Annotated in this window: 12 protein-coding genes; 6 read left to right on the forward strand and 6 right to left on the reverse strand. The window is 60.9% G+C overall.

The genetic code is table 11. From position 1 onward, the window contains the following. Entirely contained in the window at nt 1-1650 is a 1650-nt protein-coding gene (locus LNV09_RS15940; protein ID WP_263558048.1) for a PAS domain-containing sensor histidine kinase, read from the reverse strand. Nucleotides 1651-1888: 238 nt separating this feature from the next. Here LNV09_RS15940 and LNV09_RS15945 point away from each other — a divergent pair, with 238 nt between their 5' ends. The 4 genes from LNV09_RS15945 (at nt 1889) to LNV09_RS15960 (ending at nt 8822) form a co-directional block, all read left to right on the forward strand. Next, a complete protein-coding gene (locus LNV09_RS15945; RefSeq protein ID WP_263558049.1) occupies nt 1889-2857 on the forward strand; it encodes a Crp/Fnr family transcriptional regulator in 969 nt (322 codons plus the stop codon). 19 nt (nt 2858-2876) lie between these two features. Further along, entirely contained in the window at nt 2877-5207 is a 2331-nt protein-coding gene (lon, locus tag LNV09_RS15950) for an endopeptidase La (protein WP_263558050.1), read from the forward strand. 218 nt (nt 5208-5425) lie between these two features. Further along, the gene (locus LNV09_RS15955) at nt 5426-6115 is read left to right on the forward strand and encodes a PEP-CTERM sorting domain-containing protein (RefSeq protein ID WP_263558051.1); all 690 of its coding nucleotides are present in this window, start codon (nt 5426-5428) and stop codon (nt 6113-6115) included. A 127-nt stretch (nt 6116-6242) separates the two neighbouring features. Then, nucleotides 6243-8822 (forward strand): PKD domain-containing protein, encoded by a 2580-nt coding sequence (locus tag LNV09_RS15960; protein ID WP_263558052.1) that lies wholly within the window; start codon nt 6243-6245, stop codon nt 8820-8822. Between the two features lie 139 nt (nt 8823-8961). Here LNV09_RS15960 and LNV09_RS15965 read toward each other — a convergent pair whose 3' ends face one another. After that, on the reverse strand, nt 8962-9903 hold the full coding sequence (locus tag LNV09_RS15965; protein ID WP_263558053.1) for an alpha/beta hydrolase: 942 nt from the start codon (nt 9901-9903) through the stop codon (nt 8962-8964). Nucleotides 9904-9996: 93 nt separating this feature from the next. Further along, nucleotides 9997-10869: a caspase family protein gene (locus LNV09_RS15970; RefSeq protein WP_263558054.1), complete on the reverse strand. Its 873-nt coding sequence runs from the start codon at nt 10867-10869 to the stop codon at nt 9997-9999. A 338-nt stretch (nt 10870-11207) separates the two neighbouring features. On the opposite strand from LNV09_RS15970, the gene LNV09_RS15975 reads away from it, so the two are divergent. After that, complete coding sequence (locus LNV09_RS15975; RefSeq protein ID WP_263558055.1) at nt 11208-11840, forward strand: dienelactone hydrolase family protein; 633 nt, start codon at nt 11208-11210, stop codon at nt 11838-11840. A 59-nt stretch (nt 11841-11899) separates the two neighbouring features. Here LNV09_RS15975 and LNV09_RS15980 read toward each other — a convergent pair whose 3' ends face one another. From LNV09_RS15980 to LNV09_RS15990, 3 genes are all read right to left on the reverse strand, one after another. Beyond that, the gene (locus LNV09_RS15980) at nt 11900-12979 is read right to left on the reverse strand and encodes a hypothetical protein (protein WP_263558056.1); all 1080 of its coding nucleotides are present in this window, start codon (nt 12977-12979) and stop codon (nt 11900-11902) included. A 58-nt stretch (nt 12980-13037) separates the two neighbouring features. Next, nucleotides 13038-14426, reverse strand: a complete 1389-nt coding sequence (locus LNV09_RS15985) for a hypothetical protein (protein ID WP_263558057.1) — start codon at nt 14424-14426, stop codon at nt 13038-13040. Between the two features lie 244 nt (nt 14427-14670). Continuing rightward, on the reverse strand, nt 14671-15372 hold the full coding sequence (locus LNV09_RS15990; protein ID WP_263558058.1) for a hypothetical protein: 702 nt from the start codon (nt 15370-15372) through the stop codon (nt 14671-14673). Nucleotides 15373-15785: 413 nt separating this feature from the next. Here LNV09_RS15990 and LNV09_RS15995 point away from each other — a divergent pair, with 413 nt between their 5' ends. Beyond that, a complete protein-coding gene (locus LNV09_RS15995; RefSeq protein ID WP_263558059.1) occupies nt 15786-16205 on the forward strand; it encodes an Hsp20/alpha crystallin family protein in 420 nt (139 codons plus the stop codon). Nucleotides 16206-16218: the final 13 nt, after the last annotated feature.

Consider the following 16218-nt stretch of genomic DNA (forward strand, 5'->3'; position numbering starts at 1 on the left):
TCATGGCGAGTCCGGCCCGATGATTTGGCTGGCCTGCATATGATGCAACTCCTGGTCGAAAGCCTTCTGTTGCTGCGCCAGCAGTTGCTGCTTGGACAATTGCGGCGGCAAGGGCAGGCGGATGCGGATGCGGCCGCCGCCACCGGGTGGGTTGTCGGTCAGCATCTGGCCCTGCAGCAACAAGGCCCGCTCGCGCATGCCCAGCAAGCCGAAGGAGTTCTCTTTGCGCTTGGCGCTGATGGGGAAGCCGATGCCGTTGTCTTGTATCGTCAGCGCCAACTCTTTGCCCTCAACCCGCAATTCGATCTGCACATCGGTGGCACGTGCGTGGCGAGCCACATTGGTCAGCGCTTCTTGCACCATCCTGTAGAGTGCCGTGGCCATGCGAGGCTCCATCTGCGGTTCCTCTTCATCCAGGCGCACCGTGATCTCGATGTCCATGCGGCGGGCGTATTCACGCGCCAGCCATTCGATCGCGGCATTGAGGCCCAGGTCATCCAGCATCAAAGGGCGCAGATCGGTGGCGATACGGCGCACCGAAGCGACAGTTTCGTCCAGCATGGCCAGCATGCCGTGCATTCGCAACTGGATGGCACGGCCATGGAGTTCTTCTCCAACATCCGCCAGCTCCATCTTCAGAGCGCTCAAGCGCTGGCCCAGTTCATCATGCAATTCGCGCGCAATGCGGCGACGCTCTTCTTCGCGGGCGTCGATCAAGCTGGCCGACAGCCGGCGCAACTCGTGGCGCGAGTGATGCAGTTCTTGGCTGGCCTGTTCTTGCTGGGTGATATCGCTGAGCACCATCTGGATGGTGGACTTGTGCGCGCCAGGCAGCGTCGCAATGGCGATCTCGACCTTGCGCAGTTCCCCGTCCAAACGTGTGATCTGCTCGGACATCATGCAAAGACTGCCGCTAGGCACCCTCAGGGCTCTTTGCATCTGCTGCTTCAAGACGGCATGGGAATCCCTGTGCAGCAATTCAAAGACCGGCCGCCCAAGGATCTGCTCCGGCCGCTTGGCGCCGAGCAGCGCCAAGCAGCTGCGGTTGGCGAAAACGATGGTGTCGTCCTCGGTAATCAGCATTGCAACCGGCGCGAGTTCGAACAGACGCCGGAACTGAAGCTTCATGCCGGCCAGCTCGGCCCGCAGGTCTTGCTCGACGCTGAGGTCACGCACCAGGGCAGTGGAAAGCATGCGCGGAAACCCTAGATCGTTCGCGCCATGGGAGTGGGAAATGGTCACCGACACCGGGAAGCGTTCACCATTGGCACGAACCGCAAAGAGATCGCCGCGCTGGCTCATGGCGCGGTCTGGCTGCGGGTGTTTCGCGTAGTTGCGGAAATGCTCGGCATGGCGCGCCCGGTATTCGACCGGAATGAACCGGGCCAAGTCGCAGCCAATCACCTCCTGCGCACTGCAGCCGAACATGCGCAATGCAGCGGGATTGATCAAGACGATGCGCTGCTGCTCGTCGACGCTGATGATGCCGTCGAAGGCCGCCTTGACCGCGCTCTCGTTGGCCTTGGCGCTCTCATTCGAAGTGGCCTCGACAAGGTACAGCGCGTCTGCTGCCGCTTGGCTCGCGCGCGAGCCCGCTTCATTGCTGGCCAACAGTTCGCTTGGGTGATCGGACGGTTCGAGCTCGTGCATGAATGCGTTTCACTGAAAGTCTGCAGGGCGACTGTATGGGCCGGATCGGCCTTCTCGCGATCTTAATTGGATTGCGTACCGCAAAGGCGTTAGGACTTTTCCGAATTGGCCTTAGGAATTCCGCCGGCTGGCTGCTGAAACTCCGACAGCTTGTCTGCCGGTGCGCCGATTGCCGCCGACGCGCTCAGGCTGGATGCTTCAAGCATTGGGACCGGGACTATTCCTTAGGAGACAGATGATGAATCAAAGGCTCGAATTGACCGTCGCCGGCCGGTGCGCACCTGAGTGCAGCCCGGCGCGGGCTGCCTCGGCCGGCCGCAAAAGCTTGTCGGACCTGTTCCGTCTGATGGGCGCGCAAGCCGAGATCAATGCGCGCTGCGACAGTATTCCGGTGCTTACCCGGCAAATGCGCGTCGGAGCGACCTTGTTCCATGAGGGCAGCCCGGCCGAAGCCTTCTACTTTGTCAGCCTGGGCTGGTTCAAATGTTTTCGAACCTGCGAAGATGGCTATCAGCAAGTGCGCGCTTTTGCCAGCGCCGGCGATTTGCTCGGTTATGACGCACTCTGCCAGGGCAGGCATCCGACCGAGGCCGTCGCAATCGAGGATTCGACGGTCTATGCGGTGCGTTTCCAGGATGCCCATATTTTTGGTCAAAGCGTGCCTGGCTTTGAGCGCATGCTGAACAAGGCTGTCAGCCGGCAGTTGATCCGGCAAGGCGATGTGGCCGACTTGATGGCTGCAGTGGCGGCCGAAGTGCGTTTGGCACGTTTTCTGGTGGATTTGTCGGCGCGCATGCAGGCTTGCGGCCAGTCGCCACTGCGCCTGTTGCTGCGCATGTGTCGGCGTGACATCGCCAGCCACCTTGGTGTGGCGCATGAGACCGTCAGCCGCTCTTTCAGCATGATGGCCGAGCTGGGCTATTTGCAGGTCAAGAACCGCGAGGTCCAAATTCTCGACTTGCCGGCCTTGAAAGCGTTCTCCCACTGCACACGCAGTGCGGTCGATGAGTTGCTGGGCCGCGTGCATGGCCGCGACGCAAGCGCCAGCCTCTATCGGCTTGGGCGCCAATTGCCCGGCGCCGGCCACCTTGCGCCAGACTTGAGCAAGGCCGACAGCGTTTCAAAGGTTAAGCCAATCCTAGGCATGACAAGCCAGACCGCGCATAGCGCGGCGGCGCGTGCCGCTTGCATGCCGGGAGCAGACTAAGGCTCAAGTGGGAGGCGCCATGTCAAATGCCAACGTTGAAGGGGTACTGCCGGCCGATGTGATCGCCTTGGTGCCTATGCGCAATGTGGTGCTGTTTCCGCATGTGCTGGTGCCGATCACAGTCGGGCGACCGAAGTCGGTTGCTGCCGTGCAGTTTGCGCGTCAGCATGGCGGGACCTTAGGGATTGTGCTGCAGCGCGATGCTCGCATTGACGAGCCCTCGCTGGCCGAGTTGTGCGAGGTGGGTACATTGGCCAAGATTTATCAATACAGCAGCTCCAGCGACGAGATGCATCACGCGGTCTGCCAGGGGGTGCAGCGCTTTCGCATCAAAGAGTTGCTGCCCGACTATCCGTTCTTGGCGGCGCGGGTGGAAATGGTGAATGAGGATACTCACTCAACGCCGCGGGCCGAAGCGTTGGGCTTGCAGTTGCGCGAGCGCGCAATCGAGATTTTGCAATTGCTGCCGGCCGTTCCGGCCGAGTTGGCCCATGTCTTGCAGGCCACCCGTGACGGCTCACAACTGGCCGATATCGTCGCCAGCCTGCTGGACGGCGAACTGGCCGAAAAGCAGGCGCTGCTTGAAACCTTGGAGCCTGAAGAACGTTTGAACAAGGTCTTGCTCATGCTGACCCGGCGCATCGAGGTCTTGCGCCTGTCGCAGGAAATTGGCGACCGCACCAAGGAACAGCTCGACGACAGGCAGCGTAAATTCCTGCTGCGCGAACAGCTCAAAACGATTCAGCATGAGTTGGGCGAGGATGACACCGTCGATGAGAACGTGCAGAAACTCGAAGGCTTGATCGCCAAGGCCGGCATGCCCAGCGAAGTTGAAGTGCAGGCACGCAAAGAGCTGGCGCGGCTCAAGCGCATGTCCGATGCGTCGAGCGAATATTCGATGCAGTTCACCTACTTGGAATGGCTGACCGATCTGCCTTGGGGCGCGCCCACAGCGAGCGAGATCGATCTGAAGGAAGCCCGCGCGGTGCTGGAGGCCGATCATCATGGGCTGGAAAGAATCAAGCAACGCATCGTCGAATTCCTGGCGGTGCAAAAGCTCAATCCAAGCGGGCGCGCGCCGATCTTGTGCTTTGTCGGCCCGCCCGGTGTCGGCAAGACCTCGCTGGGGCAAAGCATTGCGAGGGCGCTGGGCCGACCCTTCGTGCGGGTGTCGCTGGGCGGCGTGCATGACGAGGCCGAAATTCGCGGCCACCGTCGCACCTATATCGGCTCAATGCCGGGGAATATCTTGCAAGGCCTGCGCAAGGCCGGCGCACGCAACTGCGTGATGATGCTGGACGAGGTCGATAAGATAACGGCCAGTGCACATGGTGACCCGTCGGCCGCCTTGCTGGAGGTATTGGACCCGGAGCAGAATGCAAGCTTCCGCGACAACTATCTGGGCCAACCCTTTGATCTGAGTCGGGTGGTGTTCATTGCCACCGCCAACGTCATCGATCAGGTGCCGCCGGCGGTGCGTGACCGCATGGAAGTCATTGAGCTACCCGGCTACACGCAGGAAGAAAAAATCCAGATCGCGCGCCGCTATCTGCTGCCGCGCCAGCGCGAGCGCAACGGCCTGAGCGCCGAGCAATGCGAGTTCAGTGACGCCGCACTGCGTGCGCTGGTGGCCGACTACACGCGCGAGGCAGGGGTGCGTCAATTGGAGCGCGAGATCGCCCGGACTATGCGCCATGCAGCGATGCAAGTAGCCGGCGGCGAGCTAGCCATGGTGCAGATCGAGGCGGCCGACCTCGACGCCATCCTCGGGCCAATTCAATTCGAGCATGAGGTGGGGCTGCGCACCAACTCGCCCGGTGTGGCGACCGGACTGGCTTGGACGCCGGTGGGCGGCGATATCCTCTTCGTTGAAGCGATGCGTGTGGCCGGCAGCGGCAAACTGATTTTGACCGGCCAGCTTGGAGAGGTGATGAAAGAGAGCGCGCAGGCCGCGCTGACCCTGGTCAAGTCGCGCGCCGCCAGCATGGAGATTGCGGCCAGCGCATTTGACGCCGTCGATATCCACGTGCATGTGCCGGCCGGAGCCATTCCCAAAGACGGCCCAAGCGCCGGCGTGGCGATGTTCATTGCCCTTGCTTCCCTTTTCACCAACCGCGTGGTGCGCCATGAAGTCGCCATGACAGGCGAGATCAGCCTACGCGGCATGGTGCTCCCGGTGGGCGGCATCAGAGACAAGATCCTGGCTGCGCAGCGCGCCGGCTTGACGGTCGTGATGCTGCCGGCTCGCAACGAGAAGGACCTCCGCGAGGTACCCGACTCGACTCGTCAAGCCCTGCAGTTTGTTTGGCTCAAGGATGTTGATGACGCAATCCGCGCGGCGCTGGTTTGAGCAAGTCCTTGCTTCGGACTTGATGCGCCGTTGCTCAAACTCAAGTTCGACCGCGAGCTACAAGCTCCAATCAATCGTCGGCCCCAGCGAGCGATCAATCAATCCTTGCAGGCTGTCAGTCCAATGTCTGAGTTAGTACCCGCAGGAGCTTTCGCTGTTTCTTGTCGGCCCAATCCAGGCAATTTCTAACCAAGTGATGCATAAGAAGGGTGGCAGCAATGAAGAAATTCCTTTTCGGTTGGCTCGCAGTCTGGGCAACGATGCTGATGAGCTCTGTTCAAGCGAGTGCGGTTATCAGCTTGGCCGAATTCGCCTTCAATATCGATGGTGCCGTCAGCAATGGCGCAGCGCCAGCGGGCGTGAATATCGCGGGCTTCAACACCAGCAGCGGCTTGGGCTCGATCTCTGTCAAGCTGAGCGGCGCGGGCAATCGCTATGCCGGTTTGTTCGTCGATCATGAAATCGATGAGACCGTCAATACCTTCTTTAATGAAAGCGGCAGCAGTTCGGGCATTGCCGCGGCCGGGCAAGGCTGGGAGATTGATGAACCGGGCTTCACGTTCGGCAATATCTACGGCAACTTCCTGGCTGGCCAACTGGACGGTCTCAACGGTGTGCCCGCAGGCTCGGAAGACGATGTCTCGATGGCCACCGACTGGCACTTTGCCCTCAACGCTGGGGAGACCGCCACGATAAGCTTTCTGTTTTCCGATATCGCCCCGGTTGGAGGCTTCTACTTGAAGCAGTTCGACCCAGACAGTCAAGCGGCCATCTATATGTCCAGCAGCTTGCTTATCGAGCAAGACGGACACATCCCCGAACCGGCCTCGCTAGGCTTGGTCGGGCTGGGTTTGCTGGCGGCCCTGGCTAGCAGCCGTCGCTTGCCGGCCTCCGCGCCCGCTCGCTGAGTCTCGGCGCGGCCCTTGCGCTGCGGGCCGCTCCTCACTGCCTGCTTCTCAGATGTGCCAAGCGGCCAGCCCGCAGGCACAGGGAGTTGCTTTGCTCGCTCCATTTGTTGTTTAAAAGGATTCAACAATGAACTCGAAAAAACCCGGCGCCAAGCGCGCCTCCTTAGCAACCCTGGGGGTCTTGGCCGCCGGGGCATTCGGGGCTTTCGCGGTCCTGCCGGCTCAGGCCGTCATGCCGGTGGTGAAGACGGTGCCCTGGGTGGCGACCCATCCGCAGATCCCGCACAGCACCTATCCGGGCAGGGCGGTGCGACTCAAGGGAACTTCGAGTCAACAGGGTGCCAACTTTCAATATGCCTGGGACTTCGGTGACGGCAGTGCGCCGGCTCTGGGTGTGGTCAGCGATATGAACGCGATCGATGCCAGCCATACCTATGCGGGGCCAGCCGGGCAGGTCTGGTCCGCACGGCTGACGGTGACGGACCTGAACACGGGTCAGGCGGCCAGCCGCACCTACTACGTTGAAATGAAGACCAAGAGCCTGGAGGTCGAGGCCAATGTGGCGATCGACGAGGGCTTGTGGTACCTGCACAAGACCCAATTCCGCTCGCCCGGCGCTTGCTCCGATTGCAGCAACTGGCAGCAGGGCGGCGCGGCTTCAAGCGGCTATCACGGCGTCACCGCCGCAAACTTGAATGCTTTCATGGTGAACGGGCATCAGGTGGCTGGCTCTGCCGACAACCCTTACGCGGAAACGGTCACGCGAGGCATGCGCTTTTTGTTCACCCAACTGAGTGCGCGAGGTATTGGCTCACAAGCCGATGGTCTCAATGGCGGGACTTACAACCCCGATGTCAACGGCAACGGCTTGGCCATCTACAACGCTCAAAACGAGGCTTACCAGACCGGTATGCTGCTGAGTACCATCGTCGCCAGTGGCACACCTAACGCGATCGCGCCGACCGGCCCTGCCAATGTGTTCGGCCGCAAGTACATCGACATCGCCCAGGACATCGTCGACAACATCAGCTATTGCCAATTCGACACGGCCCCGGGTGGCGGCTGGTACTACAGCTGCAATGGCTACGATGACAACTCGATTTCGCAATGGATGGCCATCGGCCTGTTGGGTGCTCGTTCTTTTGGCGCTCAGCTGCCTCAGCATGGCGGTGCACCGCTTCCCAATGTGGTGCCGGAGTGGAACAAGGTATGGCTCAGAAACTCGCAAGTTGCCGCCAATCCTCCCGCTTACAACAATGGCGGTGGCTATTTCGGCTATCAGGGGGTGAGCAATGTCTGGGGGCCTTATGCCGTGACGGCGTCCGGCATGGTGCAGTTGGTGATGGACGGCATTGGGCGCGGCAGCTCGCCCGCAGGCGGTCCAAGCTGGGAGGGAGCCGAGACCTTTATGCGTGAGAACTGGGGCAATGACCTGATTTACCCAGGCAACCCTTACTACAGCATCAAGGCTTATTACTACGGTCTGTTCTCCTTCACCAAGGCGATGCTGCTGCATGACCCGGACGGCGACGGCATCCCGAATCCGATTGCCTGCCTGGCCTCATTCAGGCAGGGCACTGACAAGCCACCGACCGATTGGTATGGCGCGGAGAAGGGCAAGATCGACAGCTGCAGCGGCCAAGCCGCGACCTCGGACGGCATCGCCCGCACCTTGATTCGAGATCAAAACGGGGCGGGCTACTGGTCGGGGCACAATTATGAAGGGCAGCAGTATCCGTTCGAGACCGCCTGGGCCATCATGATGCTGAACCGCACGGTGTTCGAATCCGGCGTTCCGGTGGCCGTCGCTAAGGCCATCCCGAACCCTGCGGTGGTGGGTCAAACCATCACCCTGGACGGTGCCGACTCCTTCCACCAAGACGGCGCACGCAGCATCAAGTCTTGGCAATGGGACTTCAATAACGACGGCATTTGGGATGCAACCGGCCCGGTCGTCACGCGCTCCTTCCCGGCGCTGGGCAACTATCCAGTCAATTTGCGCGTCACCGATGACGCCACGCCGGAAAAGTCGGCCACCACCACGGTCGTCGTGCAGGTATCGATTCCGCCCTTGGCACCTAGCGCCAATGCCAATGGACCCTACAACTTCTGCCCAGCGACCGCGAAATGGTTCCTGGATGGCACCGGCTCCGTCAACCCCGACCAAGGGCAAAGCGAGCCCGGCCGCCCCGGCGACACCATTCAAAGCTATGCCTGGGACTTGAACGGTAGCGGCCAATTCAATGGCGCCACAGGCCCGCAGCCCGATGTCAAGGCCTATTTTCAGGGTCTGGGTGTCGGTAACTACGTGGTGCAACTGAAGGTCACCGACACCACCGCCAGCTCATTCCCGTCAAGCGGTCTGGGCAATCTGAGCGGGGTGGCGAGAGCTGATGTCAATGTGCGCGACGCAGGCGATCCGGCCTGTGCTGCTTGCATTGCCAATCTGGCGGCGCGGGCAAAGCCCGGCAAGATTCAGCTGACTTGGAGCCATGTCGCCGGGGTGGACAGCTATAACGTCTATCGCAGCACGCTCAACGGTGGTCCCTATAGCCTGATCGGCAAGACGTTGTCGAACTATGCGACCTGGCTGGATGCGACGGTTGTGAATGGCACAAGCTATCACTATGTCGTGCGGCGGGTGGCGGCCAACTCGGATGAGTTGTGCCAGTCCAATCAGGCCAGCGCGACGGCGACGAATCGCTGATCCAAGCTCAAGTTCGGAAACCCGCCGCAGGCGGGTTTCTTCTTTTCATGGTTCTTGGCTGCTCGACGTGCGCCTCATTTGGGCGCGGCGATCGCGATGAGCAAGGCCTTGTGGAGCGAGTGCATTGATCTTGGCAGCACTAGGCCATGCGGGCGCAGACGAATTTTTCGATCTCGTCCATTGCGCGCGCAGCTTCGGGCAGGAAAGCAGCCATTTGAAACAGATGAGGAGTTTCGGGCCAAAGCTCCAGCTCAACATCGACGCCGCTGTCATGTGCTTTGTGGGCGAGGCGGATGGCCTCATCGCAAAGCATTTCGGATTGACCGGCTTGCAAAAAGAGTGGCGGGAAGCCTGCAAAGTCAGCGAACAAGGGCGACACATCCGGGTGGGTGTAAAGCTGCGGCGAAGGCACGTACAGGCGCCGCAGCACCAAGAGATTGCGCAGGCTGAACATCGGATCGCGCGCTTCGTTGACCGCCATGCTGGGGCTGTCCAGCGTGCAATCAACAGCGGGCGAAAGCAGTACCGCACAGGCCGGCATCGGCTCCTTGGCCAGCAAACTGCGATGCAAGGTGACCAACGCCAAGTTGCCGCCGGCCGAGTCGCCGACCACAAGCAGTTGTTCGGGCCTGCAGCCTTGGCTGAGCAGCCAGCGATAGCTGGCCTGGCAGTCGTCCGGTGCGGCAGGGAATGGATGCTCAGGTGCCAGGCGATAGTCGGGCATCAAGGCGCTTGCGCCCAAGCGTCGGCACAGCCGGGCCGCAAAGCTGGCGTGGGCATTCGGAAAGCGAAAGGCGAACGACCCCCCGTGCATATAGAGGATGGTGCGACCAGGCCGCGTCTGCGGTACGCTGATCCATTCGGCGGCCACGCCGTTGCAATTCACGGCTTCGCGTCGTACCGAGGGGTCAAGTTTGAAGTGGCGCGCATCAAGCAGCTCATAGCGCCGCCTGAGCGCCGCTACATCGTCTTCAAAGCCGAGTGGCTTGCGCGATGCCCAGCGTAGCCACTCATTCAAGGCGCGGGTGCGCCAACTGCCTCGCCCTGCGATGGTCCGTATATGCGGCACCCTCTTGCTCATGCAGACAGTCCTCTCGGGAGAACTTGGGCCATTTCTGATCGGGTATGGCCGGTAGGCTCAGCGGCAGCAGCTGCCGAGCCCGGCCTGCTCGACTCAGGTGAAGACGCGTTCATCCAAGGCGATGTTTGTGCCTTCAAGCTGACCCACCTGGGCATAACCCATGCCGCGCACATTGACAGTTACCTGAGCGTCTAGGCGACGCCGGGTCACTGCTAGGCCGGCGCCGCGCAAGGCCTTGCAGTAGTTATAGGTGAACACGCCGCGCCAGACACCGCCGATCGGCGCCTCGGCCGAGGTCTGGTTGTCGCGGCAACCGGCCCAGACCACATGGTTCAGGCCCGGCACGGCGACGGCGTCACGCCGGCCTCCCTCCATGCCGCCTGGTTTCATCAAGGAGCGCAACGGTATCGAGGGGTTGGCGTCCAGGAAGAAGCCATAGTCGAGCGGCGGTTCGATGTAGCGAGTGGCGAAGGCGGGTTCACCCAGCAGCTCATCGGCCATCATGCTCGGCGGCATCTCCCTGGTAGCGCTGCCTGAGTGACAGGAATCCAGAATGACATCGAGGTTGACGCCCGGGGGCAGGGCGGCCAGCAGGGAGCGCAAATCGTCGTCCTTGATCATGCCGGCAGTGGCGTAGTCATGCGGACAGAGGGTCTCGTCGCGCTGATCGACTTCTTCGCCGCCTACGTCAATCACTTGCGAGCCATGACCCGAGTAATAGAACACCAGCACATCGCCCCGTTTGGCGCCGGTCAGCAACCAGCGAAAGCTGGTCAGAATTGCCGCTCTGGTGGCGCGAGCGTCAGTCAGTATTCTCATGGTGGTGGGCGCCGCCGGCACAATGCCCAGCACGTTAAGCGTATTGGCCATATCGCGCACATCGTTCACGCAGCCCCGCAAATCCGGCCCTCCGGCGCCAGCCGGAGCGTAGTCGTTGATTCCCACCAGCAATGCCTTCTTGGTCATGATTGCATCTCCATTGATGATTGAATGATTGAGTTCAGCTGAATCGCCGCCTTCATGCCACGGGCTCACCCGCTGCTTCGATGCGGCGACGGTCGGCATCGAAGCAAGCCTTGGCCGGGTTCTATCCAGGCGATAAGGCGTTAGCAGAGTTTGCAGCGACGCTGATCGGTGCAATTGCTGATTCGCAATCAATCCTTTCGATTGCAAGCGGGCGGTCGCCTTGGGCTCTTTTTCGCAATCGCATCGTGCGCTGATTTAGCTCAACCCGCCGAGTCGCGAAGCTGCAAATATCGGAGCAAGTTTGCTGGCGCCCTTGGCGCCTTTGGAAGGTCCTCACCATGAATGGCCAGTCCAGGATACTGATCGGTAGCAATCGCCTTGCCGGCGACTTGTGCATGGGCGAAAAATCCCGTGGCTTGGTCGTGTTCGCGCATGGCCGCGGCAGCGGGCGCAACAGCAGGCGAAATCTGCAGGTGGCCCAAGCTTTGCAGCGCCTGGGCTTGGCGACCTTGTTGTTCGACCTATTGACAGAGACAGAGGCCGCCGAAGTTGTTCAGGTCTTCGACATCGAGTTGCTGGCACTGCGACTGCAGGCCGTGCCGGAGTCCTTGCCGCCTGCGGCAAGGGCTTTGCCTATGGGCTTGTTCGGCGCGAGCACCGGTGCGGCGGCGGCGTTTGTGGCGGCCGCTCGTCAGCCTGAAATCTGGCGAGTGGTGGTTTCACGCGGTGGTCGCCCAGATCTGGCGCATGACTATCTGGAGCATGTGCGGGCTGCCAGTTTGCTGATTGTGGGCGGCGCTGACAGCGAAGTTTTGGCCTTGAACCGGGCGGCGTTCAAGTACCTGCGTTGTGAGAAACGCATCGAAGTGGTGCCTCGCGCCAGCCATCTATTCGAGGAGGCCGGCACCCTGCACACAGCCGCAATGTTGGCCGGCGCCTGGTTTCTCGATCATTTGTCCATACCGGCTTGAGGACTGAGGACATCTGGCGTCGCTCCAAGTCGGCTCCGATTGTCTTGACGCCACCGGATTCAAGCCTGCGGCGAGCGCGGCACAAAGGAGCTGATCCAGCCGATGACGTGAATCGACTCGTCATGGCTCTCACGCCCGATGGGGAAAGGGCCCACAGCCAGCGAATGATCGCCCGCTCGCGCCGCGGCCAGCAAGGGTTTGTCGGCCGCCCCCCAATCGCCGTCGACCTGCACCTCTACGGCCACCAACAGTTCGGTCGGGATCAGCGGCAAAATGCCGGCGTTTTGCCGCGGATCGCCGGATGAACAAAAGCCCGGCGCTTGACCGGCAAGTGTCCAGCCACTGGTGCTGAAGAGCATGGCATTGAGCCAGGGCCGACCGAGGCTGACGGTCAGATATTTCATCTTGACTTCGCGCATGGTCGTGCCTGGCCCGAGCGCTTGGGAGCGCGCCACGCTGCCTGCCCTCGCACCGCCGCCCGCACCCGAAACCCCAAGCGCACGGCCGCGTGAGCCACCAATATGCAATTTCAAGTCGGTGTGCGCATCACCGAGCAATGTGAAAGCGCCGTTGCCGGCATCAGGGCCCGACAAGTCAATCGCCAAATCATCATAGGCATCACGCGCCATGCTCCAGTCGCCCGGCATCGGCTGCACCGGTAGCCAACTGCCGGCCGTGCGATCCAGGTTGGTATAGGCCTGCGCCTCGGCCACCGCCCGCTGGGCCTCAGCGATCACCGAAGCGACAAAGGGGTTGTCGCCCACCATGCGCGCGCCCTTGGCAATTTGCCGGTAGACCGATTCGGTCGAGGCCAGGCTGGCCGCATAAAAAGGACCGAATACGGGCACCGGATCAACCAACTGTCGGAATGCCCACAGCGCCGCCAAGCTGCCGCCGGGATTGGCGGAGGACAAGGGGTCTGCGTAGTTCTGCGGCCGCAGCGTCACCGGAAAGGGATTGAGTTGCAAGACCGGTTTGATGCTTGGAGCGGCAGGCGCCATCTTGGCGCCACGCCCCTTGCTGCATTGAAACAGCACCAGGTCCGTCGGACCCAGGGGCTGGGCTTGACGCACAAGCTGGGCCAGCCGAGGCCGACGGGCCTCTCCCAAGGCGCCGGCAATCGCGCCCAGCATGCTCAAGCCTCATCTCCGTCCGACATTGCACAGGGCAGGGTGGGCCTGCAAGGGCTGAGCCGAATCATGCGGGCTTGGGTGTGCCCATTGGCGGCGAAGCGGGCGTGATGGCGCTGACCCAGGCCACGATTTGCATGCCCGGGATGTGTACGCCGCCTTCATCAAAACTGGCCTTGGCCATGTCCTTGGAATCGCTGTGCGCGTAATGCGCGCTGACCGAGAAAGGGCCCCAACCAACACTGGCGGCCCCACTGGTGGCACTTTCGATGTGCTTCTTGTCCGCCGCGCTGAAGTCGGCCTTGATGGTGACATCACTCATTACGACGAAGGCGACCGGTATCAGTGGCAGCATGCCCTTGGTATTGCCTTCCAAAGCGCCGTTCGAGATTGCCCCCGCCGGCTGGCCCTTTAACCACCAGCCGTCGGTGCGCAGCAGCAGCGTATTCAGCCAAGGGCGCATGATGCGCACCAGCTTGAGCTTGGCGCTGATCGACACATTGCTGGCATCCATATGAAAATTCTGCTCCGAGTCACTGTGCTCGGCGCCGCCCGACACCGACCATAGGCCAAGGCCAAAGGCGGTCTTGGCACCGTAGCTATTGGACTTGGAGTCGCTGCTGGTATTCAAATAGTTGCTCGACAATTTGAATTCACTCGCACCGCTATTGCCGTCGGCCCAGTCCCCGGGCAGCGGGTAGGAAAGCAACCAGCGCGAACCACCCAAAGGTGGCGTCTGCCATTTATCCGGCGCCACCGACTTTTGCGCATCGGCGATCACGGCCGTCACCACGTCATTGATGGTGGCCACCATCGCGTTGGTGGCTTCCTCGACATTGTTCTTGCCCTGCCTGACCCAGGTGTTCCAGGCTTTATCAATATTGAGCTGCAACATCGGCGCTACCGCATTGAAGTCACGCTGGTCCTTGGGCTTGCTCAGGTCATAGCCGTTTTGCGCTACCCGGTAGCCGGTGAAGGCGCTGACATAGGCGGTCTGGTTCTCGTCATAGGCCTTGGCGATGGCGGACGGCCCTGTGCTGACAGTAGGTGGGCCTTTGAAGTTAGGAATGCTGCTGGTTTCAAGCAAGAAAGCCATGGCGGCGTCATAGGTAGCCTTTTGCGCTGGATCTTGCTTTGCGTCGGTGTTGGCGCCTTGGGCGATTTTCTCGAAGGTAAGGCTGACCATCTCGGTGGATGGCACGAACTCCACCGACACCTGCGGGATATCGTCCACCAGCGCAGAGAACTGATAGGCGGCATTGAGGCTGCCATTGGGATTCATCGGCGTGGCCTGGTGCTTGTAATCGGCCGCCGAGATTGCCGTGTTTTTCGCAAACTGCAGCAAGGTGGTCTGCGGATTGAAGACGCCGGACTTGCCGTCGGGCGAATAGCACACCGCGTCAAAGATGCGGTCATACAGAGCTTGCAAGAGCTGCTTTTCGTTTTCGGGGGTCATGGCATCAAGTCCTTTCAAAATTCGATCAAGTCGTGTCGCTTGGCGGCAAGGCGTAGCGACCCGTAGCTCTATTGAAACCGTCCAAGCACCGGAAAAATTGCGAACCGTCAATGCATACGCGCTCTAAGAGAATTCACAGGACGCCGCGTGAACGCAGGCAACACGGAGCAACTCCGGCGCAGTCGGCGCCCACATGGGGATAGCGCTCAGAGCGCACGCATCAACGCAAAGAATGGAGCCAATCTCACATCGCTGGCGATGCGGGCAGGCTGCGCTTGCCGTCTGCGCCATTGCCAGTTTGGGCGGCAGTTCGTGCCATCGCGCGGGCTTTGCTCTTGACCACTTTCACCGCTTTGACAGGCTTTGACGGTTTGCCGATGGCAGCCTTGGGCAAGGCCTTGCCCTTGCTGGCAGCCGCATCGCGCAGCCCTTCGGCTGTGCCGGCCATCACCTTGCGCAAGGCGTCTCCGGTCATATGGCTGATGCCATCGGCCACTTTGACTGCGCTCTTGACCACCACCTTGCTGATCAGCGCAACATTGCCGCCGGTTTCGCTGACTGCCTGGACGATGCCACCCATCGCACGCAGCGCGACTGTCGCGACATCGGCGCCCAAGAGATGCGCCTGACGCATCGAGGTCTTGATGATTTCTTTGGCCGCCACCGAGACATCGCCCTGTACATCGTTCACGCCATTCACCACGCCACGCGCAATCGCCTTGATAGACACTGCCAACTCGGCACCCAGTTGTTCTGCGGCCTCAACGGCGCCGCCAAGGACATCGCGAACGACGCTGTTCAACTCCTGGGCAATATGACCCCCGGCCCGCAAGGTCTGCGCGACCGTTGCGCGCACCAAATCGGCGATTTCGACCTCCATCTTTTCCAGGCCTTGCATGCTGAGCGCAACGCCTTGCTTGATCGATTGGCCGGCAGGGCCGAGCATAGGAATGCCGGACTTGTGCCTCTTTGTCCGCGCTTTGCTAATGGTCGATTTGACAGCTTCGCCATTGCCTGATGCAGCCTTCACGCCCAATTTTTGACGGGGTGGCGGCGATTTTCGTGCTGGGGCTCTGCTTGTTTTTGCCGTAGTGCTCATCATCATTCTCCAAGTTAGGGCTGGTTCTATCGGTTTGGATAGGGCCTGCAAAGGTAGTGCGGCTTGCGGCCCCGACGATTGAGAAATCGCAGCCCGGTCACGCATATCCGGATTCCTCTGCCTGAGCACTATTTGCTTGCGCTTGCTCAATCTGGAGCACGGTCCAGTTTTTAGACTTCCGCTTGTCGGGCTGCACTTTTCGATGCTTGAAAGATCGGCACCGCTGTGGCCTCAGACATCAACCAACCTGGAGTGCAATCATGAATGCCTTGACTCGCATGCAACGCTTTGACGATATGTTCCCCGACCTGTTTCGCCGCTTTGCTCGGCCCATGTCATTGAGCGAGGATGCGCCGGCTGATATCCGAATCGACGTGGTTGAGAACGACCATGACTATGTAGTGCGCGCCGAAATACCAGGCGCCAAGAAGGAAGACATCCGTGTTGCGGTCGAAGGCAACTTTGTCTCTATCTCCGCCGACATCAAGCGCGAGCGCGAAGAGAAGTCAGGCAGCCGCGTCTTGCTCAAGGAAACCTATTTCGGCAGCGCCTCGCGAGGTTTCTCGCTGGGACATGAGATTGACGACAAGGAAGTTGTGGCCAAGCTGGAGGATGGCGTTCTCAAGCTGACCCTGCCTAAGCGAGAAGGCTCCCGTACGCGCGAGATCGCAATTCAATAGGACCCATGGCGCT

The organism is Paucibacter sp. B2R-40, assembly GCF_025717555.1.
In the GTDB taxonomy this organism is placed as follows: Bacteria; Pseudomonadota; Gammaproteobacteria; order Burkholderiales; family Burkholderiaceae_C; genus Paucibacter_A.

Coding starts and splice junctions, on each gene's coding strand:
- LNV09_RS15965 (WP_263558053.1), bottom strand. CDS start 9,903: ATGAGCAAGAGGGTGCCGCATATACGGACCATCGCAGGGCGAGGCAGT.
- LNV09_RS15945 (WP_263558049.1), top strand. CDS start 1,889: ATGAATCAAAGGCTCGAATTGACCGTCGCCGGCCGGTGCGCACCTGAG.
- LNV09_RS15975 (WP_263558055.1), top strand. CDS start 11,208: ATGAATGGCCAGTCCAGGATACTGATCGGTAGCAATCGCCTTGCCGGC.
- LNV09_RS15985 (WP_263558057.1), bottom strand. CDS start 14,426: ATGACCCCCGAAAACGAAAAGCAGCTCTTGCAAGCTCTGTATGACCGC.
- LNV09_RS15995 (WP_263558059.1), top strand. CDS start 15,786: ATGAATGCCTTGACTCGCATGCAACGCTTTGACGATATGTTCCCCGAC.
- LNV09_RS15960 (WP_263558052.1), top strand. CDS start 6,243: ATGAACTCGAAAAAACCCGGCGCCAAGCGCGCCTCCTTAGCAACCCTG.
- LNV09_RS15990 (WP_263558058.1), bottom strand. CDS start 15,372: ATGCTCGGCCCTGCCGGCCAATCGATCAAGCAAGGCGTTGCGCTCAGC.
- LNV09_RS15940 (WP_263558048.1), bottom strand. CDS start 1,650: ATGCACGAGCTCGAACCGTCCGATCACCCAAGCGAACTGTTGGCCAGC.
- LNV09_RS15970 (WP_263558054.1), bottom strand. CDS start 10,869: ATGACCAAGAAGGCATTGCTGGTGGGAATCAACGACTACGCTCCGGCT.
- lon (WP_263558050.1), top strand. CDS start 2,877: ATGTCAAATGCCAACGTTGAAGGGGTACTGCCGGCCGATGTGATCGCC.
- LNV09_RS15955 (WP_263558051.1), top strand. CDS start 5,426: ATGAAGAAATTCCTTTTCGGTTGGCTCGCAGTCTGGGCAACGATGCTG.